Here is a 24,976-nt window from a genome sequence, read left to right as displayed (position 1 = left end):
GTCTGCTTGCATGGCATCTCTGGCTCCCTTGAGAGATACGGGCGTGGATCTCGGGTCGTTTTCCCGATCGCTTCAATGGGTAGCGCCATAGGCATAACGATGATGCAATTGCACCCGATTCGGGATAGACTTGGGCCGCGTTCTATCCTCCTTGCCGGTACAGAGAGCTTGCTTGATGAAACGACTTCATATCATTAACGGTGATGCAGCAGGGGAATGCCTCAAGAAAAGCGGCACTGCTGGAGAGGTTCTGGTCTGGAGAGACATCCTTTATGATGGGCCGAGGGTGCCAGGATGGCCGGATACCGAAATTCTGAGGGCACGGGCTCTGTTTCTTGAAGAAACCACGGCCGGGGGCGTCGGGTATCTTGATATCCTGGAGAGCCTGAAAAACCAGTATGGTAAGCTGGAGACGGCCACGGAGTCAGACGAGATCGTTTTATGGTTCGACGCATGTCTCTATGACCAATCGATGCTTTGCCATATTCTTACCTGCTTAAGCTCAAAAGGTTTGGAACACAAATGTTCGCTGATCTGTGTGGACCATTTCCCCGGAATCGAGCCCTTCAACGGCCTTGGACAACTTGATTCCGGCCAGCTCGCTTCACTCTATCCCACCCGCCAGTCTGTCACAGGGGAACAGTTCCATTTTGCCGAAGAAGTGGATAGGGCCTTTGCCTTGCAAGACCAGACCGCATTTTTTGAGTTAGCGAATGTCGCCGAGGCCCCGCTGCCGTGGGTACCGGCTGCTGTAACCCGCTGGCTCCAGGAACAACCGGACGAAGCGGCCGGTCTTGGGCTCCTCGAACATTTTGCCCTCGAAGCGGTTCAGTCCGGATGTCAGACGCCAGGAGAAATCTTCGCCTTTGTCTCGGCACGGGATACTTCCCCTCAGTACTGGGGTGACATCACCCTCTGGAAAAAGATCAACAACTTGGCCGAACGCAACCCACCTCTCGTTAAGATAGAAGGCCCCACCAAATTGCTCCCCCAATGGGATTGCCAGAAGAGTATTCGCTCGTATAAGGTTTATCCGTTGGGAAAATAACGGTCGGTGGGATCTTCCTTCGCAATCCCCGCAGTTGACAGGTGGGGCTCCAACGTAACGCAAAAAAAGGGACCGGCCAAATGGGCCGGTCCCTTTTTTTTTGCAAGACGAAATGTGCTAGCTGTTTTTGAGGACGTTGTAGAGGTTGTACCGGTCGGTCCTGTACAGGGTCTTGTCGACCGTCTGCTCCTCGACCCGGTACTTGATGGCGAAACCGAACTTGAAGTTGGTCTTCTTGGCAAGGTCCGCGGTCATGTTCGGGTAGTTGCTTTCCGCCCGGATGACGTTGTTCACCCTGTCGACAAGGTCATATCCGCTGCTGACCGCCTCCGGGGACAACTCCACGATCGATTCGTTGTCGTTGCGAGAGATGCTGTAAATGTTGTCGTTGTAATAGATCGAGACCGACTTTATCTGCACGAACTTCTTGGTCTTGTTCTCGAATGACAGGGCATGTCCGTCGAAGCTGACTTTCACGGTGGGGTCGTCGCCACGGAACTTGGGGTAGACGGAGAAGAAGTCCTTGCTGACAATGGTGAAGTCCAGCGGCGTTCTTGCTCTGTCCAGGCTGCCGGTGGTGATTTTGTTGCTTCCGGCCACCGCTATGTGGAAATTGTTTTCGTCGAATTTCTCCGGGAATTTCACGTCCACGTAGGAGGTTTCACTGTTCAAGGTAGAGGCGTAGTCGGCGGCCGCTTTCTCGACCTCGATCTTTTCCCGGTCGTACTGCGACTTGCAGACCTTCATCTTCGCCTCGACCTCGCGGGGGAAGTCGGCAGGGGCGGAATCGACATCCATCGGGAAAGCATGCACCTTGAGGGGGGGGGTGGAGAGGATGTTGCTTTCCACCTTTACATGGCTCAGCAAGTCGACGCTACTGTCATAAAATCCGGAGTCGTCGCGAACGTTTGTCACGAACTTGATGCCGGTCTTGAATTCGCCGTAGCTCTTGACTGCTTCGGAATACTGGTTGGATTTTGCCTTTTCAGATTCGGTCGCATTGTTTGCGAGATCGTTGCAGTACTTGACACCTTCATCGAGTTTCTCGACCAGCTTTTTGCGGTCGACTTGGCTGTTTGCCAGACCTTCCTGTACCGCCTGGTTGTAGTCCTTGTAATCAAAGTGGCTCTCGTGCACGATCGGTACCACGCCGATCACCGTGCCGATTCCCACCGTTACGAGTTGGAAGCCAAAGGTTTCCGGCAACATCAAACTCTTGGACCTGAAACTCTCGTCACTGGAGGCTGGGCACTTCTCATCATTCCAGAACCCGAAAATCCTGTCCAAGCAGGAATATGAGGTGGTGTCTATGTTTTCCGGCGAGAGGTCGTTCAAGTAGACATGCACGGAAGACGGTAGCTGGTCTTGCTTGGTCGATACCCTGTCGAACGCGTAGCCGTTGCCGCCTTTCACGAGGCTTGCGTGAAGCTGAAAGTGCCCCATGCTGTCTGAAGAATATTTCTCCTTCGGAATTTGACTAACACCACATCCCGCTAGTAAAAGCGATGATAAAACTACTAGTGCGCCAGCCTTACTCATCTTCAACCCCATCAGCAACCTCCAATTCAATATAATAGACAAAAGTACTACGCCCAAATTGCTTTGTCTAACATCGCAATCGATTTAGATCAAGCTATATTTGTCTTTAAACTTGGTAAGTTCTTAAATTTAAGTTACTTAGAATAAGTTGTAGCTTTTATAATAATATTGCCAAGTGATAAATTCTGCTCCGATGTCTGTCCGTTACACGAAAAGATGTTTCCGGAGATGGCAGGTCGGCCGGCAGGGCCAGGATAGATAGCTGCGAGGTGAGAATAGAGGGGGCTGGGGGGTGGGTTTAGCACCATCGTGGCTCGGGGATCCACGGCAGTTGACAACTGGTTGAGAGGGGGGAGGGGTGTTGATGGGCAAACGGCACCCCTCCGCGCCTGCAACCGCCTCTACTCGCCTGTCGAATCGGAACCCAAACCAAGAATGCTGTCGAGCAAGGCGGCGAACTTGTACGGCTTCTGGACAAATCCGGCCAATCCCTTCCCGACAAATTTTTGCGTTACTTCCAATTCGCCGAACCCACTGCTCATGATCACTTTGACATCCGGATTCAGCGCCCGTAACTCCCGGTAGCACTGCTCTCCATCCATGTGCGGCATGGTGAGATCGAGGATGACAAAGCTGATGTCGGAGCGCGACCGGTAGACGTCGATCGCCTCCCGGCCATCGTTTGCCGTTACGACGGCGAAGCCCATCTCTTCGAGCATTTCCGACCCGACCCGCCGGACGGTCTCTTCGTCGTCAACCAGGAGCACGGTGCCGCTCCCCTTCCAATGATCGCTCTTCGTGTAGTGATTAAAGATCTCCGCGGGTTTGCCGCTCGCAGGGAGAAGAATCTTGAACGTGCTCCCCTTGCCGGGCTCGCTGTATACCTTGATCGCGCCCTTATGTCCGCGGACGATGCCAAGAACCGCGGCCATGCCGAGTCCCCTCCCGGTGAATTTCGTAGTAAAGAAGGGGTCGAACAGTTTGGCGAGCGTTTCCTTGCTCATGCCGCAACCGGTGTCGGCAACTTCAATAAAGACGTAAAGCCCCTCCTCCATGTTCTCGTCGAGCCATACGTCTTTCAAGTAGCTGCTGTCACAGTTCATGCAGCCGCTCGTGATGGAGATCGCGCCGCTCTGGTCGTCGATGGCCTCGGAGGCGTTGATCACCAGGTTCATGATGACCTGGCGAATTTGGGTGGCATCCGCCTCGACCGGGGGCAGGGGGCGGGTGAGGTTGAGGCGCAACTCGGCCTTCTTCGATATGGAAACCTGGAGAATGTGGAGCATTTCTTCCAGCAGGTCGTTGATGTCGTGGTTGCCTATTACGAACTTCCCCTTGCCCGAATACGCCAGCATCTGCCTGGCCAGATCGGCGGCACGTGCCGAAGCTTTCTCGATGTTGTGCAGGTTGTCGATGGCGGGCGATTCAGGGTTGAGGCGCATGAGGGCGAGGTCGGCGTTGCCGATTATCGAGGTGAGAATGTTGTTGAAGTCGTGAGCGATGCCGCCGGCCAGTACCCCGAGGCTCTCGAGCTTCTGGGCATGCAGAAGCTGCTGCTCCAGTTGCAGCCGTTCCTTCATGGCGCGCTTGCGCTCCGTTATGTCGCGGGTGAAGGCAAAATTGAATTCATGGTCCCCGAAATGAACATAGTTGGCATTAACTTCGATGGGGAATATCCGCCCATCCTTGGCACGGTGGCGGGTTTCCAAGATAACATTGCCCCGCCGTCTGAGCTCTTCGAAATGTTCGCCCCACACGGAAGGGGGGAAATCCGGGTCGAGGTCGAAAATGTTCATGCCAAGCAGTTCCTCGCGGGAATACCCGAGCCCCGCGCAGGTAGCATCGTTGACATAGAGAATGCCACCCGCGTTGTTGATCCAGAACATGCTGTCTCCTGCATGATCGACGCAAAAACGCATCATCTGCAGTGACTCGGCCGCCTTTCTCTGCTCGGTGATGTCGTGGAAGGACCAGAAGCGTCCCACGATCTCGTCGCCGACCTTCTGGGGCTGGGTGTAGCGTTCCAGGATGCGGCCATCGGCGAGGTAGATGGTGTCGGTACGCGATTTTTCCGGATGGCCGTACAACTCGGCGACCAGGGCGAGGAACTCCTCGGGGGCGGCCATCTGGGCGGCGGCATGGGCGAGCAACGGCTGGTTGTCGCTCATATCGAGAAGATGCTGCGGTACCTTCCAGATTTCGGTAAATCTCCGGTTCCAGCGGGTCGCCTTCCCCTCCTTGTTGACGATGAGGATGCCGTCGGGGGTCGATTCCAGTGCGGCCGTGGCTAGCGCGGTCGAGTAGAGGAGTTTGTTGTCCGCTGTGCGGCGGTCTTCCTGTTTTTTCAGGACGAGGCCGATAATGGTGGTGAGGACCGGATAGATGAGGAGGATGGGAAGGGCGGTGTTATTGAGGATGGTGTTGCGCGTAGCCGCAGGGAAAAGGAACATGCAGGCAAGCATGGCAATATGAACGACGACGCCAAAGACGTACAACTGTAACCAGTTGGGAGACTCGCCGCGCTTGTCCTTCCAATATCCTCCGGCCAATCCTACCGACGCAGTGACCGCGATGACGATGGTTCCGATTATCCCCCCGGGACCGCCTTGGTACAGCCGGAGCGCTCCGGCGATTGCGGCCGCTAACAACGTAGGGACGATCCCGAAAAAAAGCCCGGAAAGGCTGAGGAGAACCGATCTGGTGTCGAAATACAAGCCCTTTTCCATGGGCCAGGGGGTGAGCATGACAGCGACGCAGATGAGCCCGGCCAAGACGCCGGTCAGAAGATCCCGTACTCTTTTGTTAGGGATCGCGTAGACGCCGAACGTGTCATAAAAAACGCAAAGGATGACCATCAATGCGGCATTGTTAAAAAGACTGATGAATGTATTCAATGTGCCCCCACGTCAGCGGCTTGATGTTCTCTCCGGCATTACCAAAGCAGGCCTGCGACTGTCGACGAAGCGACCTGTCAGTGTCCAGATCTGCTGTTTGAGAACGCATATTTACGGCTCTGTTGTCTGACGTTGCCGACATTCTGACATAAAATGGGGCAAAATTCTAATCCGATCCACGCTCGACGGCCGGGGGCTTATACTCTACCCCACTCGTTGCCTTCCTCCCGTGCCTCATTGGCAGTTGACAAACGGCTGTGGCGAGTTAATGTTTCCTAATTTTAACGACTACGGCTTCCAAAGGAGGAAACAGATGGGGATCAAGGATCCGTTCGACCGCAGCTATGAGAAATCCGTCACCGGCACCATCGGCACGCTGAACAGCGTGGCCGACAAGGGGGAAACCCACGTGGGCTATAAGGACGAGTACCGGCCGGTTTACTTGTCTCGTTCCGATACCTTGAGGGGAATCTCCGCGGCCCTTACGCTGGCACACGGCCAGGGAAGGACGCAAGACGTCAAGTCGCTCATGGCGCAGGGGATTCAGCGCCTTACCTTCAATTCCCAGCACCTCATCATGCTGTCGGCCCATCTCAACGACCCGGCCATCCTTGACGCTGGCTTCCCCATGAAACAGGAAACCATGGCCAAGAACAAGGTCAGTCTCCTGGATCTGGTGCCGGAGTTGACGGCGAAATACCTGTTCGCGAGCAAGGTAATCGTGCCGCAAACCATGGTGATCGTGATGAGACGGGCGGCACCCAACGCCGTCGTCGAGTTGCAGGTGACGGAGAATCCGTCGGACGAAAGCTCGTGGAGTAAGTACGGCGAGGGAATGTTCATGCAGTCCCGCGTCGAGTTGAGGGGGCTTGGGTCCGCCAAGAGGATCTACGTCAGGGGCCGGTATCACGAGAAAGGCGCCAGTGGCCGCTGGTCTTTCGTCGTCAGCATACTCATCCATTAACTTTCTCCTGCCGTCGGGGCTGAGCCGGACGGTTCAGCCCCGATTGTCCGCTGCCGCTTCGCCGCGGCGTAAACCCCGCCATGTACACAAGGATTTTCACCTGCCCATAAATCCACAGTTCCTTCTCTCATTTTATAAATGTTTGGCGCTACTTTTACAGGTTGTGTGTGCTGTTGCAAAACCTGGCCTTTAATATTTGAAAGTTCTGCGCAGAGTTATCCCGACCTGCTGAAAAACCTTTTATAGTTTTAAAAAAAAGTAATACGTGGAGCAAGAGTTTTTCGAGTTGCAGTAAAAGTTTATAAAGTTTTGCGGCAATTTGTTTTAGGTACCTTTTTAATTTTGTCGAGCAGCGCTATAATCTGTAAATATTAGAGCACAACCTTAGACAACTTCCTTTTATAATGCTTCATGATTAATTCTAATCTGCGAAAAGTTAGTATCCAACCCGTGAAACTTCATCGTTAACTTGTTAAAGTTCCTCGCCAAGTTTTCCAAACACCTTCCAGACTTTCCACAATCCCGGTAAAACTTTGAAAAGTGTTCGCATCCTCGGAAATACTTTCGCCAACGGACGATAACGAGCTGCACCGGCTGTTGACGGTCGCGGCCTGTGGGGGCAGAGGTCGTCTGGGTGAAGGGGCCTGCCCGTAAACTCCTTGTCACGGCGACGCCGGTGCGCTACTATCTCGGGTCCAGGTGTCCCCCGGTGGCCACCGAAGGCAACTTTACGATCAGCCGATGAAGGAGGAGAAGTATGAGTACGACGCCAAAATGCCCGCAGTGCAGTTCCGAGTATACCTATGAGGACGGTTCTCTCTACGTTTGCCCGGAGTGTGCGCACGAGTGGCCGATGGTGGCGGCGGAAGCGAGCGTGGAACAACCGGTCGTGCGCGACGCATTTGGAGCCGTCCTGAGCGATGGCGATGCGGTCACCGTGGTGAAGGATCTGAAGATAAAAGGGTCGTCGTCGGTGGTCAAAGTCGGCACCAAGGTGAGAAACATCCGCCTCATCGAGGGGGACCACAACATCGACTGCAAGATCGACGGCATCGGCGCCATGCAGCTCAAGTCGGAGTTCGTAAAGAAGGCCTAACAACACAAAGGGCCATCGACTTCGGTCGCGTGCCCAAAATAAATACTCGAGGGCGGCGCTCAGCACCGCCCTCATTATTTTTTCTACGCCAGGAGTTTTCGTGCAGACAGTTTTCGGAATTGATTTCGGTACCACCAACTCGGCTCTCTCCGTCTACAGAAACGGATCGGTCGAGCTGCTGAAGATTGACGAACTGAAAGGGGACGGGTTGCTGATGCGTTCGGTCCTCTACTTCAACGAGGATGACGAGGTTTTTGCCGGTCAGGAGGCGGTCGACAACTACGTAAACGACGTCGCGGCAGGACGCTTCATGCAATCCATCAAGACCTTCCTCCCCAACAGAAATTTCGAAGGGACCGAGGTCTACGGCAGGAAGTACGGCATCGACGACCTGGTGGCCGTCATCCTGAGAAAGATAAAGCTGAAAGGTGAGGCTGCCGTAGGGTACCCGGTCGACTCCGTGGTGCTGGGGCGCCCGGTCCTTTTTTCCGAGGATGCGGAGAAGGACGCTCTTGCCCAGAGCCGTCTGGAAAAGGCAGCACGCAAGGCGGGATTCACGCAAATCCATTTCCAGCTCGAACCGGTGGCCGCGGCCCTCAGTTTCGAGGAATCCCTTGCCGCAGGCGCCGAAAAGCTCGTCTTCATCGGGGACTTCGGCGGGGGTACCTCCGACTTCACCGTGATGCGGGTCAAGGGGGGCGCCTTCGGGCGGTCCGACAGGCGGAGCGACGTCCTTGCCGTAGGTGGCGTCTACACGGCGGGGGACAAGTTCGACTCGCAGATCATGTGGGAGAAGATCGCCAAGTACTTCGGCCGCGGTGCGAAGTATCGAGGGATGGGGAAGAGCGAGCTCTTCGATGTCCCGCACAGCATCATCCACACCCTCTGCCAATGGCACCGGGTGCCGCTTTTGCGGGCCAGAAAAACGAGGGAGCAGATCCGGCTCATCAAAAACGCCGCCGTCGACAGCAAACCGCTTGAAAACCTCGAACAGCTCATCAACGACAATTACGGCTTCTTCCTGTTCCAGGCCATCGAGAAGGCGAAGTGCGAGCTGTCGAATCAAGAGCAAACGAGCATCCGTTTCAGCGAACGGGACCTTTGCATAGCGGAGGAGATGGGGAGAGAGGAATTCGAGAGCATCAACCGCGAGAACGTAAGCACCATCGCGGGGTGCATAGACGAGACGATCAGGCAGTCGGGAGTCGATTGTGCCGGGATAGATACCGTCTTTCTCACCGGCGGAACCTCACGGATTCCGCTGGTCAGGAGGTTGTTCGAAGAGCGTTTCGGGGCGGAAAAGCTCGAGACCAAGAACGCCTTCACCAGCGTCGTCGGAGGCCTCGGAGCCAGCGTCCCTCTTTTCACGTGAGGGCTGACCGAGCGGGAGTCATTTTTTTTCGGATTTGGCCGGGGCCGGCCGGGCTTCGGGACCCGTGGAACGGGTAAGATGGCTGAAATTCTTCCTGAGGCAGGCCGGGCAGATACCATGGGTCAGTTCGGCACCGGTGAGGTGGCTTAGGTAGACCTCGATTTTCTCGTAAAAGCCTTTGTCGGTCCGTATCGAATGGCACATCGAGCAGATCGGTATCATCCTGCGCAGTTCCCGTATCTCGGACAGTGCCTTTCTTAACTCCCTGTTTGTTGTCTCCTTTTCCGTGAGGAGATGCCTGATTTGCCATACCGCCGAACCGGTGAGAACCAGCAAGACGCACTTCGTCCCCTCATCCCAGTAGAAGTAGAAATCGTGGAGAGCCGGAACCACGGCGCTGTCTTTGACCATGATGATGGCGGCCGCTATGGCCGACATTGCCAGCGTGGTGGCTTTTCCCAAGTACCAGGCGACCACGACCAGGAGAAGCAGATAAAGGGGAAAGAGACTGAGCCTGAAACCGCTGATGTAATCCCAGTACCCGAGGAGAAGCAAGCTTACGGCAAACGATGCCGTGACGATGGCGGGGTGTACCTTTCTCATTGTCGGCGTCCACTTCTTATCTTACCACCAAGCGATGCCACGGTGCTGGCTGTTGCGGTGCCTGCCGGTGTATTCCCTCCGCGATGACATGCCGGAAAGCGGCATCCCTGCCGCGCCTTCTGCCAAAACGAACGATAGATGATATCTTTTTTGTTATGGCTGATCGAAGAGCGGGCAAGATGAATGTCAGGAGGCCGATGTGATAACCAGAAATGCCCTTAGCTTGTCACTTCTCTTCCTGTTGATGGGCTCGCATACCGCCTGGGGGGCCTGGGAACTGTACCGGGAAGACGAAAGCGTGGTAGCCTCGGTCAATATTCTTTCCTACGAGCCGTACCACGGCCAGCCATCGGTGTGGGTCCGGTGGCACTATGTGAAACCCAAGGGGGGCGAAGGGGGCGTCAAGATCCAATTCACCGCATCCTGCTCCCAGCACCGGCTTTTTGCCATTGCCACCTACCCTTACGACCGGGCGGGGGACTATCTGAAGCCTCAGAAGAATCAGCCCCCGATCGAATACCCGTTGAAGCCCGATTCCCTGAACGACGCCACCTATCGACTGTTGTGCCGCTAGCCCTCCGGGTGGGGGTCTCCAGGCGCCATGGCGCCCGCCCCCCCATCCCCCTTTCTCTCGCAGTCGCCTCCTCATCTACCGCTCCGGAAAGTTCCCCGTCCCCTGTTCCATCCGCCGCCGCTACGTTCACCATCACCGCCGATCGGAAGCCATGGCGTCCGGCGGCTGTGCAATTTTCGCTGTTCATTGATGGGACAGTTGTCCCGCACGGGGACGGTTTTGTTAGGGGGGCGTGTTTCGAATTGTCGTGTTTTGGCATAGTTACCCGTTGGCATTGTACCTGCTAGTTCTCCTTCGTCGGGCGTAAGCGATCTCCCAAAGGAAAGCCCAAGCACGGCCATACGCGGAAGAGGAAACCGCATCTCAAAGGAAACTGCAGGAGGCAGGCAATGAAAAACTTAAAGGTCTGGGCCATCGGAATGGTTGTCATCGCAATGTTGGCGGGATGCGGCAGCGGCGGAGGGGGGGCGTCCTCGGCCGGCAGCGCCCAAAGCCAGGCAGCGACGGTGGCGAGCGGCCAAAGCGGCAACTACACGGCCAGCTTCACCCTCTCCAATTCTCTCCCGGTTTCCCCGGCCAACGTCAGGGGAATCAGTTTCCGCTTTGCGGTTCCCGAAGGAGTAGAGCCGATCATCGACAGCGGCGGCTACGCTTACGGAGGACGTGTACAGGTGGCACAGTCCTCTATCGCCCTCGTCATCGGCACCGTGCAGGGGGTGGTGGCGGCGAGCTACGATCAGGCGACCAGGGAAGTGGAAGTGGCCCTGGTTGACGGTTCCGGGTTCACCTCGTTCGGAAGTGCGTTTGTCAAAATCCAGCTTCAGGTTTCCGCGCCGGATGCTGCCGGCCAGTCCGTCATCCTCGGAGCCCCGGCCGTCGAGGAGGTAGTCGACGAAACAGGAAGTTCCTACCCGGCCGGGGCCTTTTCGGTGACCCAGACAGGGGCGTTCAACTGATTTCACATCCTATCCCCGCTACCATATGAGAAAGGCGCCCGGTTTCGACCAGGCGCCTTTCTCGTTTTCGCACCAAGCGGCGCCCCCATCTTTCAGGAGGCCATTTTCAACCGGCCGGGCAATTGCCGGTAATCACGAGGCATTTGGACATAGCGATAATTAAATGTTGACTTCGGAAAAAGCATGCGGTAAAAGCAGCGCAACTTTTAGCAGATAGACGACAATACTCAACCACCCGCGAGGGTGGGGCGGAAAGCCTATAGGGTCTCACCGAGACAGCCGGGTTGCCGAAATATCCACTCGATATCAAGGCGACCCGGCTTTTTTTTGTTCCGGATCTCGCATTGTTTCTGAATATATGGGTTCATTCCTATCGCCCTTGACGGTTTCCGTTCAGGGGCAAGGAACAACATGTAGGCAGTGAGAGAGGAGCAAATTTATGCACGTAAAAAAGTTTTTTGTCGCCGTTGCGCTCTGTTTCATGATCTCTGCGGGATGGCTCACCCAGGCGCAGGCTGCCAGCTCCGCCATTTTGGGGTGGAACAACCTGGGCATGCACTGCATGGACAGCGACTACTCGGTTTTTTCCATTCTCCCCCCTTACAACACGATAGAGGCGCAGCTTATCGTTGGTGGGAAATTGATGACAACCGGTTCCGGGTACACCTTGACCTATGAGGCGATCGCCGACCCGGACGGTTCGATCAATACGACCTCCATCGGCAAAGGGAATTGGGGGCTCTTCGCTTCCATCCTCTACGGCGCGCCGTCCCCTTACGGCGCCGATACCGGCCTGGCCGGCTGGAACATGCCGGGGGCGGCCAACACCCCGCAGGCGATGCGGTTCGAGACGGCCAACAGCCCGGCGGCAGGAGTTTCCACGCCGGTGAACTGGTTCCGCGCCGAGGGGATTCCGCTCACCCCCATCGACGACAAGGGGGTCAAAAACAGCTATCCGCTGATGCACCTCGTGGCGCGGGACGCCACCAACACGATCATCGCCACCAGCGACATCGTGCTGCCGGTTTCGGATGAGATGGACTGCTCCGCATGCCACCTTTCCGGCTCGCAGACCGCCGCGCAGCCCGCCGCCGGGTGGGTGTTCGCCTCCTCCAAGGATCGCGATTACCGCCTCAACATCCTCAAGCTGCACGACGAGAAACAGTTCGCCGATAACGCCGCTCTATACCGGGACGCGCTGGCTGCCAAGGGGTACGACGCCACCGGCCTCTACACCACGGCCAACAACGGCAAGCCCATCCTCTGCGCCGGCTGCCACGCCTCGGAGGCCTTGGGGCTTCCCAGCTTTTCCAGCGCCAACGGGACCGTCCCCCAGCTGACCACCTCCATGCACACCGAGCACTCCACGGTCATGGACCCGCAGCTTAACGTCACGTTAAACGATGCCGGAAACCGCAACGCCTGCTACCGCTGCCACCCCGGTTCGGCCACCCGCTGCCTGCGGGGTGCCATGGGAAGCTCCGTCGCCCCGGACGGGACCATGGCCATGCAGTGCCAAAGCTGCCACGGCACCATGAGCCAGGTCGGCTCTCCCACCCGTACCGGCTGGTTCATGGAACCTGCCTGCCAGAGCTGCCACACCGGCACCGCAACCAAGAACAGCGGCCAGATACTCTACACCAGCGCGTTCGACGCCAACGGGCAACCGCGGGTGGCCGCAGATCAAACCTTCGCCACCACCCCCAATACCCCGGCCGCCGGACTTTCCCTGTACCGCTTCTCGGTCGGGCACGGAGGTCTGCAGTGTTCGGCATGCCACGGCTCCACCCACGCGGAGTTCCCGTCCTCCGGACGTAACGACAACATCCGCAACATCCAGCTCCAGGGTCACGTAGGGATGGTTGCCGAGTGCACCTCCTGCCATGCCACCATGCCGACCAGCCCCAACGGCGGTCCTCACGGGATGCACCCCATCGGGCAGAGCTGGGTGAGCGGGCATGAGAGCCAGGTCAGCGCGCTCGGCCGTGCCTGGTGCCAGACCTGCCACGGTACGGATTACCGCGGTACCGTCCTCTCCCGGGTCCAGGGGAGCCGCACCTTCTCGGCCGGCGGCACCCAGACCTTCTACCGCGGCGCAACCATAGGATGCTACACCTGCCATCAGGGCCCCGGTGACGACAGCTGGAACACCGCGGCAGCTCCCGTGGTCGGCGATGTTTCCGCCCAGGGGGTAGCCGGGCAGCCGGTAACCATTCCCCTCTCCGTGACCGGCACCGGTGCGGTCCTGCGCATCGTCAGCCAGCCCGTCAATGGCACCGTCGGGCTCAGCAACAACACCGCCACCTATTACCCGGCTGCCGGATTCACCGGCACCGACACCTTTACCTTTGCCGCCTACGATGGCGCCAAAAACTCCAGGCTCGCCACCGCAACCGTCACCGTGACCCCCGGCGCGCCGCTCGTCACGCAAAACCCGTTGAGCCAATCGGTGGTGGCTGGGAGCCCGGTGACCTTCAGCGTTACCGCCACCGGCGTACCGACCCTTTCCTACCAGTGGTACAAAAACGGCAGCCCCATTTCCGGCGCCACCAGCGCCTCCTTTGCCATAGCGGCGGCAGGCCTCGCCGACGCGGGCTCCTACTACGTGGCGGTGGCCAACGGCGATGGATCGGCGGTCAGTACAACTGCGACCTTGACCGTCACCTCTCCGGCCCCTGCCATAACCGGCTTCACCCCGACGTCTGCCGCAGCCGGCGGTGCCGTCGCGATCACCGGCGCCAACTTCACCGGCGCGTCCCGGGTGGCCTTCAACGGCACGGCCGCTTCCTTCACCGTCGTCTCCGCAACCCAGATCAGTGCCGTGGTACCCGCAGGGGCCACGAGCGGCGCGATCAGCGTGACCACTCCCGGCGGCAGTGCGGTGAGCGGCACCAGCTTTACCGTGCTGTCGCAGGCGTCCCGCATCGTCAGCTTTACCCCGACCTACGGCGGAGTGGGTACCGCCGTTACCCTTACCGGTTCGGGCTTCACCGGGGCGAGCAGCGTCACCTTCAACGGCGTGAGCGCTCCCTTCACGGTGGTATCGGACACCACCGTGGTGTGCGGGGTGCCGAAGGGGGCAACTTCGGGGGCCATCCGTGTCACCACCGGTTCCGGAACAGCCACCAGCAGCACCAGCTTTTCGGTCGGTACCCGCTCGGTATCCCCCAAAATCCAGAGCTTCTCTCCCACCTCGGGACCGGCCGGTACCGCAGTCACCGTAGTAGGCACCAACCTGGGAGCAATTACCTCGGCGAAAATCGGGGGAGTAACTGCCCGCTTCCAGGTGCTCTCGGCAAGCAAGGTCGTGGTGACCGTCCCTTCCGGCGCGGCCAGCGGAAGGATTTCGGTGACCAGCGCCGGCGGGACGGGGAGCTCGAGCTCGTACTTCACGGTGAAGTAGAAATAACGGTCGAGGCCGGGTACGCCCGGCAGCAGCTTTAACAAGGGGGGAGCGCCGTTCGGCAGGCGCTCCCCTTCGTTGTTTACCCGGTTCACCCTGGACTGCTTCGCGATTCTTTGGGCTGGGAAGTACGCCCCGAAAGGGGATACCGTTGAAAAAAGGCACCCGGTTGCACAGCCGGGTGCCTTTTGCATCTGGAGGGCGCGATGATCGAAGCGCCTCCCGCCGACCCTGCCGGGGCCAATGCTGATATTTTCTCATCCCTTCCCGTATATGAGCCGGGTTACAGACTGACGCGAGCTATGGTCAATTCGTGGCGCGTGGGCGGTGATTCCCTTAAAGAATGACACCGTTTTGCCGATAATTCCGTCAGCTGTCGAGATTTTGCCGGGTGAGCCGGTCCGGCTTAAGGGGGCGTAAAACGCGACCCCGGGAACGAGGTAGGGGATGATTCGAGGTACCACCATCAGGACCAAGTTACTGTTGCTTGTCAGTTTTCCCATTGTGTTGATGGCCTATTTTGCTGTCTCATCGACCTACCAGAAGATTGCCGAATACCGCGAACTCAGCTCGGTCACCGCTTTGACGGTCCTCTCCACCCGCTTCGGGGACCTTGCCCATGAACTGCAGAAGGAACGGGGGATGTCGGCCGGATACCTGGGGAGCAAGGGGGCGAAGTTCGCCCAGGAACTGCCGGAGCAGCGCAAGGTCAGCGACGCCCGTATCGAGAAGCTGAAAACGGCGCTCCAGGGTTTCGACGGAAGCCGGTATCCGTCCTTCGCCACGTTGCAGAGCGAGGCGATCGGCCAGTTGGGCAAGATCGCCGAGGTCCGCAGCGGGGTCACCGCGCAAAGCACGGATGCCGCCGCAGCCATCGGCTACTACACGCAGACCATCGCGCTGCTCCTGAAGATTCCCGCCTCTCTCCCCCTGGTCAGTTCCAATGCGAGCCTTGCCGTCATGGCCAACAGCTATGCCAACCTCCTCTACGCCAAGGAGATGGCGGGGATCGAGCGCGCGACCCTTTCCAATACCTTTGCCCGGGATTCCTTCGCCCCCGGATTCTTCAACCGCTTCGTCACCCTGCTCGCCAAACAGGAAACCTACCTCGACCTTTTCCGCCTTTACGCGAACGGCTCGCAGAAGAAAATGTTCGACGATACCGTAACCGGCCCCGCCGTCGACGAGGTCTCCCTGCTCAGGAAGACGGCGCTCGAGAAGGGGGATGCCCCGACTCTCGGGGGGATCGACGCGGCGCACTGGTTCGAGGTGGCCACCAAACGTATCGACATGCTCAAAGAGGTGGAGAACCGTCTGGCCGGCGACCTGGCCGGAAGGGCCGGAGAACTTATTTCCGCTACCCGCACCACCATGATCGTTCTCATCTGCGTGACCGTCTTATCGGTGGCGGGGACCCTGCTCTGCGCGATGCTGGCGATCCGCGGCGTCGTTGCCTCCCTCGATTGCATAACCGACGCATCCTGCCACCTGGCCAAAGGGGACCTCACCCGGCGCGTGAGGGTGCTCGGCAATGACGAGGTCTCCCTGGCCAGCGACTCGATCAACACCTTCCTCGATGCCACCCAGCGGGTGGTTCGTTCCGCTTCGGAGAGCTCCCACGAAACGGCCACCGCCAGCGAGGAGCTGTCCGCCACCGCCGAGAGTCTGGCGAGGAACATCAACGACCAGTTCGCCCTGGTCTCCACCTCCGGCCAGCTGGTCTCCGAGGTCGGCAAGGATCTCGACATCACCGAGGAACTGGCCGCCACCTCCGCCGAGGTGCTCAAGCAGACCTCGGGGATGCTTGCGAGTTTCATCAAGGATCTCGGAGAGCTCGACGTCCTCATCCTGCGGGACAAGGATGCCCAGGTGGAGCTCACCCGCCGGATGGACAGCCTTCACCTCGAAGCCGAGCGGATCCGCTCCGTCCTGGAGATCATCTCGGACATCGCCGACCAGACCAACCTGCTCGCCTTGAACGCCTCCATCGAGGCCGCCCGGGCCGGAGAGCAGGGAAGGGGATTTGCCGTGGTCGCCGACGAGGTGCGCAAGCTGGCGGTAAAGACCCAGGCATCGCTGGTGGAGATCGGCGGCATCACGGGGAAGATCACCGTGACCATCGACGACATCCATTCCGAGGTCGGCCGGATCACCAACGACATCGTCGGCATCTCGCAGGGATCCCAGCAGCTGATCGGCGCCGCCTCCTCCACCAACGACAAGCTTTCCGGCACGGTGAATTCGTCGCTGACCCTCGTGAAGAAAAGCACCGCCATCGCCCTGCGCACCAAGGAGCTGATCTCCGTCACCCAGCGGATGTGCGACCTCTCCCAGCAGATCAGCTACGCGGGGGAGAACACCCGCGAGGTCTCCCAGCTGCTGGCCGAAAAATCGTCCTCTCTTCAGCGGGAGCTCAACCAGTTCAGGGTGTAGCCGTTAATGCAGACGATCCCGAAGAAGGCCCTGGAGTACGCGGCCCAGCTGACGCTGCTCTTCGTGGAGGACGACACCGTTCTCCGGATGATGGTCCAGGCGAGGCTGGCGCGCCACTTCAAGCGGCTCTTCGTGGCAGTCAACGGAAGGGAGGGGTTGGAGCTGGCGGAGGCCGAGCATCCCGACCTGATTCTAACCGACCACCTGATGCCGGTCATGACCGGGCTGGAGATGATCCGTGAGCTGCGCCGCTCCGGGAACAGCGTCCCCATCTTCCTGCTGACCACCGAGACCGACAAAAGGGTCCTCATCGAGGCCATCAACCTCGGGGTCTCCAAGTTCCTCACCAAGCCGATCGATTTCGCTTCCATTCTGAAGTCCTTCAGTTCCGTGTCGAGCGAGATCGTGGCCCGCAAGGTGCTGGAGGTAAACCGGCAGCAGGAGCTGGAGCTCTTGCGCTACGAAAGGCGTTACCATAACCGTCAACAGGAGCTGGCCAAGAGCAAGGAAGAGCACCTCATCAGGAACGACCTGGCGAACCTCCTCACCCCGCTGGGCTCGCCGGGCCACGGCGGGGGGTGGATAGCCGAGATCTCCTACTGCCCGCAGGACATCATGTGCGGCGACGGTTACATGGTGCGGCGGCACCAAAACGGCGATGTGCTCGTATTCCTGGTCGATGCCATGGGAGCCGGGCTCTCGGCCTCGGTTACCGCCATGTGCTCGGTCGCTTTCCTCAACTACCTCTTCGCCCTGTACGAGGAGGAGCACCGCTTTGTCTTCGACCGGGTGATAAAGCTGTTCATCAACTTCTGCCACACCGTTCTCCTGCCGGACGAGGTGCTCTCCTGCGGCTTCCTGCTTCTCCACCACGACAGCGACGTGGCGGACGCCGCGCTGTTCGGGCTCCCTCCCTTGCTGCTGCGGACAACCGGCACGGTGGTGCGCCGGATAAAGGGAAAAAACCCTCCGATCTCCACCACCCTGCACGGGTATGACAGCCAGCAGTTCGGCCTCGCCGCGGCGGAAAGCATCCTCCTTTACACCGACGGGTTGAGCGACGCCGAGACCAGCGACGGAAAGACCTACCGGGCCCATCTTCCCGCCGATTTCGGGGAGACCTTCCTCTCGGCCGAGCTGATGGCCCGCTTCGACCGCTTGGTCCTCGGGAAGAACGACGACAGCACCTCCATCCGCTTCACCCGGCTGGAGGGGGACCGGATCGCCTCGGAATTCTTCCCGGTCAAGGATGGGCTGGGAGTGGTTGGAAAGGCCGGGACATGGGTGGGGGATACCTGTGCCCATCTGGCCGGGTTTAGCGAAAAAGGGCGGGAGGAATTGGCCATCGCGGCGGCCGAGGCGCTGATGAACGCCTACGAGCATGGATGCCTGGGGCTCGATCAGGAGCAAAAGTCCCGCCTGATCGAGGAGGGGGGCTACGACGACTACCTGGCTACCCCGGCCCCGGACCCGTCGGCCGGCATTCTCGTGGAAATCGCCCTCCGTTTTCTGCCCGGGGAGCGCTCGTTGCTGCTTTTGACCATCTCGGATGGGGGGAAGGGGTTCGATTTCAACTCGGCGCTGGAGAAAAAGGCGGGGGTGGACCGGAGCTGCGGACGGGGGCTCAAGATGATCCGCAGGTACGTCGACGGAATGTTTTACAACCGGCAGGGAAACAGTCTCTGCCTTCTTAAGTATCTGAGCTGAGGAGCCGCCATGAGAATAGAGATAAGCGGGAACAGGGAGCTGACCATTTACGGCAATATCAAGTCGGTGGAGGATTATCTTGCCATACGGGATGCGGTTAACGGGATCGTCGCCGGCGGGGCGGGGGATATCCTGCTGAGGATACCGGAGTCCTTCTCGATGCCCTCTTCGGTGATCGGCTTCCTGCTCCAGGCCGTCAACCAGAAGAGGTGCAAGATAGCCATGCTGGTGGGGGACAACAACCTGTACGAGCTGCTTGACGAGATGAATCTGCTCCCGGTACTGCACGCCACCAAAGGGGCGTGAGGCCGGGGCCTAGACGAGCCCTTCTGCCCGCTTCCAGCGGCGATGCACCCAGTACCACTGGGCCGGGTGGGCGACCACGTAATCTTCTACGTAACGCGACAGGGCCTGGATTTCCTTTCCGGTGCCTTCTTCGCTCAGATCGTCGCCGAGAAGGTGTTCGGGATAAAAGGTGATAACGTGCCGTCCCCCCTCCCGATGGATGAAGACCGGAACCAGGGGGGCGCCGCTTTTACGGGCGATCTGCACCGGGGCCTTGGAGGCCCATGCTTTGCGTCCCATGAAGTCGATCAGTACTCCTTGGGCAGGAAAGTCCGCTTGATCGGCGAGCAGGCCGATCAGGTGCCCTCTCCTCAGCTCGGCCAGCATTCTCCTGAACGCCCCCTTCTTGTAGATAACCCGGCTGTGGTAGCGCATGCGCATCCGCTCCACCATCTCGTTGAAAAACGGGTTTTTCTGCTGGTTGGCTATCACCGCTCCCTCTCCGAGGAGGCGGCCGATCGCCAAAGCCATCAGTTCCCAATTGCCGCAGTGGCCACTCAGGCAGATCATCCCTCTTCCCTTAGCCCTGGCCGCCTCGAAGTGCTCGCGTCCGCGCAACTCGATGCCGGCGACGACCTCTTCCCCTTGGCCGTGGTAGAGGCGGCAGACCTCGACCAGGGACCTCCCCATGTTCTCGAAGGTCTCCGTGGCCAGGTTGCGGACATCCCCGCAGGGAGGCGACCAGAGCGGATGGTGCTCCATGAAGGGGAGTGCGCGGCGTAGGTTATCAAAAAGGATTTTACGGCGGTTGAAGAGGATGAATGAGATAAGATGCCCGATTCCGGAAGCGAAGCGGTCAAAGATGGCGGCGGGCACCATGGCGGCGCCAAAGGTGAGACAGTAAAATGCGGCGGCTTGGGCTTTCCAGACGATTCGCTTCACGGCTCCCCTTCTTCCTCAATCTGCCGTTTCCGGATCGCTTTCGTGGCGTCTGCAAATTGTCCGTCGCCGGATATGTCCTGGTACGTTAACCGCCCGCTGGCGGCATTTGGGTCGGGCGTTACTCGGTTTCCGATTCGCCTTCTTCCTCGGCGCCCGGTTCCTCTTCGAGCGAGGACGCAGCCCTCTCCTGTTTGCGCTGCTGTTTTTCTTCCTGCTTCTTCTTTTTATCCAACTCTTTCTGGCGTTTTTGGAATTTGAAGTTGGGCTTGGCCATGTGATCTCCTCGGAGCCGGTCGTTCTCCGCTGTTTGCCGTTCAAAAATCGTTTCCATAGTGCCTGCGTATATATTTAATAGCAAGCAGATTGATGGTTTTATGGTTTTATGCCGGGGCGATCCGGGAGATTCGAGTCTCTGGCAGCTGGTAACCAGCTGTTTGGACTCATTATACCTCTCGTTCCCACTGGTTTTGCCGGGGAGTTTGCTGCAAAAAGTATGCGGCGTGCCGTTTGTTTTGCCTAGCATCCAAATTATAAAGGCTTGCATTACGGGCATTAAGCTGTTAAACCATAATAGATCCGGAAAGATTCCGGATAAAAACAGCGGAAATACTCGGAGAAAGAAAGACATGGCAAACGGAACGGTGAAATGGTTTAACGACAGCAAAGGGTTTGGTTTCCTCGAACAGGAAAGCGGCGAGGACGTATTTTGCCACTTCTCCGCCATCAGCGGCGACGGCTTCAAATCGCTGGTCGAAGGCGATAGGGTGACGTTCGATGTGGTCAAGGGACCGAAAGGTCTCCAGGCCGCCAACGTGAAAAAGGTCTAGTTCTCGTACGCTGTCCGGCCCGGTGATCCCGCAGCCGGTCAGTAGCTTCGCCATTGGACGAGGCCCTGTCTTCAGGGCCTCGTGCCTTTTCTGCATCCCTCCCCCAGCCCGGACCCTCCAGCCCGTTTCGGAGGCACCTCCGGGGCCAAGGCATTACCTGAGGCCTTGCTTTACAGGACTCAGAGGAGACCGATATGTCCGTCAAGCAAGGAGACGTAGTAACCCATGCCATAGCGACCGAATGGGGCGTTGGCAAGGTGGTCGAGGCAACTATCGACCGGGTGTCCATCCTGTTCAACGACGGGACCACCCGCAAGATTGCCTGCTCCCATTTCGACGACCTGGTTCCCGCGGCGCACAGTTCCTACCACCCTGTAGTTCCCGAAGTAGCACCCCTGGTTGCCGCAAAAAAGGGCGTCAAGGCAGTTTCCAAGGGGCGGAAAAGCAAGCAGTGAACGCGCTGCGCGCCGGCATTGCCGGGCGTGGCTCCGCGCCGGTCCCATCCGGTCCGGACAACGGCTTCCTATCCCTCCCCGCCCTTGCCGCCGCGGTGAAGGCCGCTGCCGCCCCGGTCCGGATCTTTCCCCCTTACCTCTCTGCACCTTTGCCGTCCCCCGCCCCTTCACGCCGAAGCCTCGACCCGATGACCCCTCCTTCCCGGAAGTCCTAAACCTAAAGAACGCCGGCCACACCAAGTAAAAAACGGATACGATCATGCCCTCTCTCGATTTCGAGGCGGAAAAAAAGGCCTTCAGGAAATTCTACGATAGCGATCGCAAAAGATTCGCCGATGCCAGGAGCGCCTACATCCGCATCATCTCTTCGCTGCTCAACCGGCTGGACGTGGGCGAGGTGACGAAAATAGAAGGCCGGGTCAAGGACAAAGAGGAGTGCATCAGGAAATTTAACCGCAAATACCTGATGAAGCTCGAAGCCGGGGAGCAACCGTACCAGATCAAGGATTTCATCACCGACCTGATCGGCGTCCGCATCGTCTGCCTCTACAAGGACCAGATCTCGGCGGTCTCCGAGGTGTTGCAGCGCCACTTCAAGGTTCTCGAGGTCACCGACAAGATATCCGCGGTGGAGAGCACCGAGGATTCCTTCGGCTATAAGGGGCTGCACCTGGACCTGGCCCTGAACGACGAGATGGCCGCCCTGACGAAGTACCAGGCGTGCCGCGATTTCTCCTGCGAAGTGCAGATCCGGTCCATGGTCCAGGATGCCTGGAGCGTGCTGGATCACAAGATCAAGTACAAGAAATCGATCCCCACCGATCTCAAGCGGAGAATCACCGTTCTTTCGGCGCTCTTCGAGCTGGCCGACCGGGAATTCCAGGAAATCCGCAATGCCACCACGGAACTGCTGCTGCAGGCGACGGTAGCACCGGTCAGCGACCCTCCCGATGCCGCCCCTGACACGGCGGGGCAGACGGCGGCGGCCGCCAGCGGAAAAATCGTCAACGCCTTTAACTTCCTGCGAGTGGCCGGGCATTTCTTCCGGGATTCCGAATTCGAGGCGGACAAGGTCGACACCTTTGTCCAGGACATCCTGGAGCTGCAGAATGGTTTCAAGAAATCGGATCTGCATAGGTGTCTCAACGAGAACTGGAAGGTGGTAAGGGATTACCGCGACTGGTTCCTGGCCGGGAACCCCGAAAAGACTTTCGGCCCTTTCACCTCCATACGGCACTGTCTGTACCTTTACGATCAGAAAGCGTTCGGCCCCATCCTCTACAAGGGGACCAGGGAGCGTTTCGCGGCGTGGCTGAAGGCATCCAGGGAAACTCCGGCCTGAGTCCGCCGGCGCGGCGGAATCGAGGCCTTCCACATTGGGCTGATACTGAAATCAAAAAGGCACCCGGCTTCGGCCCGGGTGCCTTTTTGTTTTACGCAGGGAAAGGTGGGAACTCAGTAGCTTTGGAACTGCTCGTCTCCCGTCAGCTCCAGGTTGGCACCGTGGGTAAGTACCCTCTTCGGCTTGGGCTTGGCCGCCGCGGTTTTCTGCGGGGCAGGGCGGTGGGAAACCCTGACCGGGGAGGCCGCGCCGCTTCCGGTTGTGGAGTCCCCGATGTTGAAGAAGCCGATGGTATCCTGCAACTGCTCCGATTGGGTGGCGAGCTCCTCGGCGGTGGCCGACATCTGCTCGGCGGAGGAGGCGTTTTGCTGGATTACCTGGTCCAGCTGCTGAATGGCCTTGTTGATCTGTTCGGAACCGGAATCCTGCTCCTTCGAGGAGGCCGAGATCTCCTGGACAAGTTCGGCCGTCCTCTGGATGTCCGGGAGCATCCTGGAAAGCATGTCCCCAGCCCTTTCGGCGACTTCGACGCTCGAGGACGAGAGATCGGAGATTTCGGAAGCGGCCTTTTGCGACCTTTCGGCGAGCTTTCTCACTTCGCTGGCCACCACCGCGAACCCCTTCCCATGTTCCCCGGCGCGGGCCGCCTCGATGGCGGCGTTCAAGGCGAGCAGGTTGGTCTGGCGGGCGATCTCCTCGATGATCGAGATCTTTCCTGCGATGTCCTTCATGGCGTCGACCGTCCGGGAAACTGCTTTGCCTCCCTCGCGGGCGTCGGTAGCGGACTTCACCGCGATGGTTTCCGTCTGCATTGCGTTGTCGGCACTCTGCCTGATATTGGCCGACATCTCCTCCATGGCGGAGGATGCCTCCTCTGCCGCCGCTGCCTGTTCCGTCGCCCCCTGGGACATCTGCTCGGCACTCGAAGACATCTGCTGGCTTCCGGTGGCGACGTTGTCGGCGGCAGCCTTGACCTCCTGGACGACCATGCGGAGCTTTTCGACCATGGCCGAGAGGGCCTGCATCAACTGGTCGTTGGCGGAGCGTGCCGTCAGCTTGACGGTAAGGTTACCGGCGGCAACCTCTTTGGCTGCGGCGGTGATCTCGTTGGTGGCGCCGATCAGCAGGTTCAGGTTGTTCTTGATGGCGTTGAAGTCTCCCTTGTACGCGTCCTGGATCTGATCGGGCATGTCCCCCTTGGAAATCCGCTCCACGTAGGAGGCCGCCACGTTGAGCGGACCGATGACCGCATCGAGGGTAGCGTTTACCCCGGCTATGATCTTGCGGAAATCGCCGTGATGGCGGCCGGCATCGGCGCGGGTGGCCAGTGCCCCTTCCTTCGCGGCCTCGGCCAGCAGATTGGCGTCGGCGATCAGGGCGTTGACGTTGTCAATGCAGCGGTTAAGGCTGTTTTTGATCTCGTTGAAGTCTCCCCGGTATTCGTCGGCGATCTTGGGAGGTACATCCCCTTTGGAAATGCGGTCCATGTAGTCGGCCGCCACGTTCAAAGGCCCGACCACGGCGTCGAGAGTCCCGTTTACCCCTTCGATGACTTCGCGATACGACCCTTGGTGCTTGCTTGCGTCGGCGCGGGTGGCAAGCTTTCCTGCCACCGCCGCCCTGGAAAGCGACATGCTGTCGGCGACCAGTGCCTTGATGCTGTCCACCATGGTCTGCATGGCGGCCAGCAGCTGTCCGGTTTCGTCGTGACTGGTCTCCCCGATGGTTGCGGTGAGATCGCCCTGGGCCAGGCGGTTGGCAACATCGACCCCTTTGGCGAGCGCGCGGCTGATCATGCGGGAAATGAAGACGCCGAGGGCCATACCGATCGCGATCCCGATGCCGATGAAGACGGCCATGGAAATAAAGCTCGTGTGATAGATGGAGTTTATGTCGTCGTTGGCCTTTTTGCCGTTGGCCTCTTTGACCTTGCTGAGGCCGGCGACTAACTCGTCGATGACGTTGACTTTCTGCCGGGCTTCTCCAAAAGAGAGTGCGGTCGATACCTTGGCCTGGGCCAGCGGTTCGTTGGCAGCGGTGTCCATGACCTTCTGGTGGGCCTTCTCCCAGTCGGCCAGGCCGGCGTCGAACTTCTTCATCAGTTCTTTACCCTTCTCGGTGTAGAAGAGGGGGCGGGCGTTGTCGACATCCTGCTTGAGCATGACTTTGTACTTTGCTTCGTTGGCGGCGTAACGCTCCCTCTCCTCTTTGGTGGTAGACATGATGAAGTTCTTCTCGGCGCGCACTACATAGAGAAGGTCGATGTTCGCCTGCTTTATGAACGAGAGACCCTGCATCTCTTTTTGATACATGTTGTCGGAAAGGACGTTGATTGTGTGCATGTTCTTGAGTCCCATTGCTCCAATCGCGAGCGTGATGACTGATAGCACAACAAAGCCGGAGATGATTTTGGTGCTGACCTTCGCATTAGTGAACCAATTCATGTTTACCTCGCAACTGTGGGATGCACTACAATGTGTGCGTAAAAAAGCCGGAATGATCTCAAGTAATTGGGCCTATCGGCTTTGCGAGGTAA

At 58.7% G+C, this 24,976-nt stretch carries 19 protein-coding genes and 1 riboswitch; of the genes, 13 read left to right on the top strand and 6 right to left on the bottom strand.

The window, feature by feature from the left end:
• Positions 1-175 precede the first annotated feature (175 nt).
• Entirely contained in the window at positions 176-1,048 is an 873-nt protein-coding gene (locus L4X63_RS13610; protein WP_250679190.1) for a DUF1835 domain-containing protein, read from the top strand.
• A 117-nt stretch (positions 1,049-1,165) separates the two neighbouring features.
• Here the strand turns inward: L4X63_RS13610 and L4X63_RS13605 are convergent, their stop codons facing one another.
• Positions 1,166-2,221 (bottom strand): hypothetical protein, encoded by a 1,056-nt coding sequence (locus tag L4X63_RS13605; protein ID WP_250679189.1) that lies wholly within the window; start codon positions 2,219-2,221, stop codon positions 1,166-1,168.
• Positions 2,222-2,988: 767 nt separating this feature from the next.
• Positions 2,989-5,442 (bottom strand): LytS/YhcK type 5TM receptor domain-containing protein, encoded by a 2,454-nt coding sequence (locus L4X63_RS13600; RefSeq protein WP_250679188.1) that lies wholly within the window; start codon positions 5,440-5,442, stop codon positions 2,989-2,991.
• 352 nt (positions 5,443-5,794) lie between these two features.
• Here L4X63_RS13600 and L4X63_RS13595 point away from each other — a divergent pair, with 352 nt between their 5' ends.
• The 3 genes from L4X63_RS13595 (at position 5,795) to L4X63_RS23905 (ending at position 8,913) form a co-directional block, all read left to right on the top strand.
• Positions 5,795-6,445, top strand: a complete 651-nt coding sequence (locus tag L4X63_RS13595; protein WP_250679187.1) for a hypothetical protein — start codon at positions 5,795-5,797, stop codon at positions 6,443-6,445.
• Positions 6,446-7,202: 757 nt separating this feature from the next.
• Positions 7,203-7,541 carry a zinc ribbon domain-containing protein YjdM gene (locus L4X63_RS13590; RefSeq protein ID WP_250679186.1) on the top strand — a complete coding sequence of 113 codons (339 nt, stop codon included), beginning with the start codon at positions 7,203-7,205 and terminating at the stop codon, positions 7,539-7,541.
• Between the two features lie 100 nt (positions 7,542-7,641).
• Complete coding sequence (locus L4X63_RS23905) at positions 7,642-8,913, top strand: Hsp70 family protein (protein WP_250679185.1); 1,272 nt, start codon at positions 7,642-7,644, stop codon at positions 8,911-8,913.
• A gap of 18 nt (positions 8,914-8,931) precedes the next feature.
• Here the strand turns inward: L4X63_RS23905 and L4X63_RS13580 are convergent, their stop codons facing one another.
• Positions 8,932-9,516, bottom strand: coding sequence for a hypothetical protein (locus tag L4X63_RS13580; RefSeq protein ID WP_250679184.1), 585 nt, complete (start codon positions 9,514-9,516; stop codon positions 8,932-8,934).
• Between the two features lie 223 nt (positions 9,517-9,739).
• Between L4X63_RS13580 and L4X63_RS13575 the strand changes: the two genes are divergently transcribed.
• The 6 genes from L4X63_RS13575 to L4X63_RS13550 all read left to right on the top strand — a co-directional run bounded on the left by L4X63_RS13575 (position 9,740) and on the right by L4X63_RS13550 (position 18,895).
• On the top strand, positions 9,740-10,090 hold the full coding sequence (locus tag L4X63_RS13575) for a hypothetical protein (protein WP_250679183.1): 351 nt from the start codon (positions 9,740-9,742) through the stop codon (positions 10,088-10,090).
• Positions 10,091-10,479: 389 nt separating this feature from the next.
• Positions 10,480-11,046 carry a hypothetical protein gene (locus L4X63_RS13570; RefSeq protein ID WP_250679182.1) on the top strand — a complete coding sequence of 189 codons (567 nt, stop codon included), beginning with the start codon at positions 10,480-10,482 and terminating at the stop codon, positions 11,044-11,046.
• Between the two features lie 215 nt (positions 11,047-11,261).
• Positions 11,262-11,338: riboswitch (cyclic di-GMP riboswitch) on the top strand.
• A gap of 147 nt (positions 11,339-11,485) precedes the next feature.
• The gene (locus tag L4X63_RS13565) at positions 11,486-14,449 is read left to right on the top strand and encodes an IPT/TIG domain-containing protein (RefSeq protein WP_250679181.1); all 2,964 of its coding nucleotides are present in this window, start codon (positions 11,486-11,488) and stop codon (positions 14,447-14,449) included.
• A gap of 447 nt (positions 14,450-14,896) precedes the next feature.
• A complete protein-coding gene (locus tag L4X63_RS13560; RefSeq protein WP_250679180.1) occupies positions 14,897-16,882 on the top strand; it encodes a methyl-accepting chemotaxis protein in 1,986 nt (661 codons plus the stop codon).
• A 6-nt stretch (positions 16,883-16,888) separates the two neighbouring features.
• Positions 16,889-18,589, top strand: coding sequence for a response regulator (locus L4X63_RS13555; protein ID WP_250679179.1), 1,701 nt, complete (start codon positions 16,889-16,891; stop codon positions 18,587-18,589).
• Positions 18,590-18,598: 9 nt separating this feature from the next.
• A complete protein-coding gene (locus L4X63_RS13550) occupies positions 18,599-18,895 on the top strand; it encodes a hypothetical protein (protein WP_250679178.1) in 297 nt (98 codons plus the stop codon).
• 9 nt (positions 18,896-18,904) lie between these two features.
• Here L4X63_RS13550 and L4X63_RS13545 read toward each other — a convergent pair whose 3' ends face one another.
• Together L4X63_RS13545 and L4X63_RS13540 are read right to left on the bottom strand one after the other, a co-directional pair.
• A complete protein-coding gene (locus tag L4X63_RS13545; protein WP_250679177.1) occupies positions 18,905-19,816 on the bottom strand; it encodes a lysophospholipid acyltransferase family protein in 912 nt (303 codons plus the stop codon).
• Positions 19,817-19,934: 118 nt separating this feature from the next.
• Positions 19,935-20,090 carry a hypothetical protein gene (locus L4X63_RS13540; RefSeq protein ID WP_250679176.1) on the bottom strand — a complete coding sequence of 52 codons (156 nt, stop codon included), beginning with the start codon at positions 20,088-20,090 and terminating at the stop codon, positions 19,935-19,937.
• A gap of 352 nt (positions 20,091-20,442) precedes the next feature.
• On the opposite strand from L4X63_RS13540, the gene L4X63_RS13535 reads away from it, so the two are divergent.
• The 3 genes from L4X63_RS13535 (at position 20,443) to L4X63_RS13525 (ending at position 22,440) form a co-directional block, all read left to right on the top strand.
• Positions 20,443-20,643 carry a cold-shock protein gene (locus L4X63_RS13535; protein ID WP_250679175.1) on the top strand — a complete coding sequence of 67 codons (201 nt, stop codon included), beginning with the start codon at positions 20,443-20,445 and terminating at the stop codon, positions 20,641-20,643.
• Positions 20,644-20,837: 194 nt separating this feature from the next.
• Positions 20,838-21,098, top strand: coding sequence for a DUF3553 domain-containing protein (locus L4X63_RS13530; protein ID WP_250679174.1), 261 nt, complete (start codon positions 20,838-20,840; stop codon positions 21,096-21,098).
• 259 nt (positions 21,099-21,357) lie between these two features.
• Positions 21,358-22,440: a GTP pyrophosphokinase gene (locus tag L4X63_RS13525; RefSeq protein ID WP_250679173.1), complete on the top strand. Its 1,083-nt coding sequence runs from the start codon at positions 21,358-21,360 to the stop codon at positions 22,438-22,440.
• A gap of 113 nt (positions 22,441-22,553) precedes the next feature.
• Here the strand turns inward: L4X63_RS13525 and L4X63_RS13520 are convergent, their stop codons facing one another.
• Positions 22,554-24,884, bottom strand: coding sequence for a methyl-accepting chemotaxis protein (locus tag L4X63_RS13520; protein ID WP_250679172.1), 2,331 nt, complete (start codon positions 24,882-24,884; stop codon positions 22,554-22,556).
• Between the last annotated feature and the right edge of the window lie 92 nt (positions 24,885-24,976).

Source organism: Geomonas sp. Red32 (assembly GCF_023652955.1).
Taxonomy (GTDB): Bacteria; Desulfobacterota; Desulfuromonadia; order Geobacterales; family Geobacteraceae; genus Geomonas.
Note: the sequence above shows the minus strand (reverse complement) of the source record. Positions and strands in the feature narration are given on the sequence as shown.

Coding starts and splice junctions, on each gene's coding strand:
- L4X63_RS13600 (WP_250679188.1), bottom strand. CDS start 5,442: ATGGTCATCCTTTGCGTTTTTTATGACACGTTCGGCGTCTACGCGATC.
- L4X63_RS13525 (WP_250679173.1), top strand. CDS start 21,358: ATGCCCTCTCTCGATTTCGAGGCGGAAAAAAAGGCCTTCAGGAAATTC.
- L4X63_RS13580 (WP_250679184.1), bottom strand. CDS start 9,516: ATGAGAAAGGTACACCCCGCCATCGTCACGGCATCGTTTGCCGTAAGC.
- L4X63_RS13590 (WP_250679186.1), top strand. CDS start 7,203: ATGAGTACGACGCCAAAATGCCCGCAGTGCAGTTCCGAGTATACCTAT.
- L4X63_RS13555 (WP_250679179.1), top strand. CDS start 16,889: ATGCAGACGATCCCGAAGAAGGCCCTGGAGTACGCGGCCCAGCTGACG.
- L4X63_RS13550 (WP_250679178.1), top strand. CDS start 18,599: ATGAGAATAGAGATAAGCGGGAACAGGGAGCTGACCATTTACGGCAAT.
- L4X63_RS13570 (WP_250679182.1), top strand. CDS start 10,480: ATGAAAAACTTAAAGGTCTGGGCCATCGGAATGGTTGTCATCGCAATG.
- L4X63_RS13560 (WP_250679180.1), top strand. CDS start 14,897: ATGATTCGAGGTACCACCATCAGGACCAAGTTACTGTTGCTTGTCAGT.
- L4X63_RS13540 (WP_250679176.1), bottom strand. CDS start 20,090: ATGGCCAAGCCCAACTTCAAATTCCAAAAACGCCAGAAAGAGTTGGAT.
- L4X63_RS13520 (WP_250679172.1), bottom strand. CDS start 24,884: ATGAATTGGTTCACTAATGCGAAGGTCAGCACCAAAATCATCTCCGGC.
- L4X63_RS13535 (WP_250679175.1), top strand. CDS start 20,443: ATGGCAAACGGAACGGTGAAATGGTTTAACGACAGCAAAGGGTTTGGT.
- L4X63_RS13610 (WP_250679190.1), top strand. CDS start 176: ATGAAACGACTTCATATCATTAACGGTGATGCAGCAGGGGAATGCCTC.
- L4X63_RS13530 (WP_250679174.1), top strand. CDS start 20,838: ATGTCCGTCAAGCAAGGAGACGTAGTAACCCATGCCATAGCGACCGAA.
- L4X63_RS13595 (WP_250679187.1), top strand. CDS start 5,795: ATGGGGATCAAGGATCCGTTCGACCGCAGCTATGAGAAATCCGTCACC.
- L4X63_RS13565 (WP_250679181.1), top strand. CDS start 11,486: ATGCACGTAAAAAAGTTTTTTGTCGCCGTTGCGCTCTGTTTCATGATC.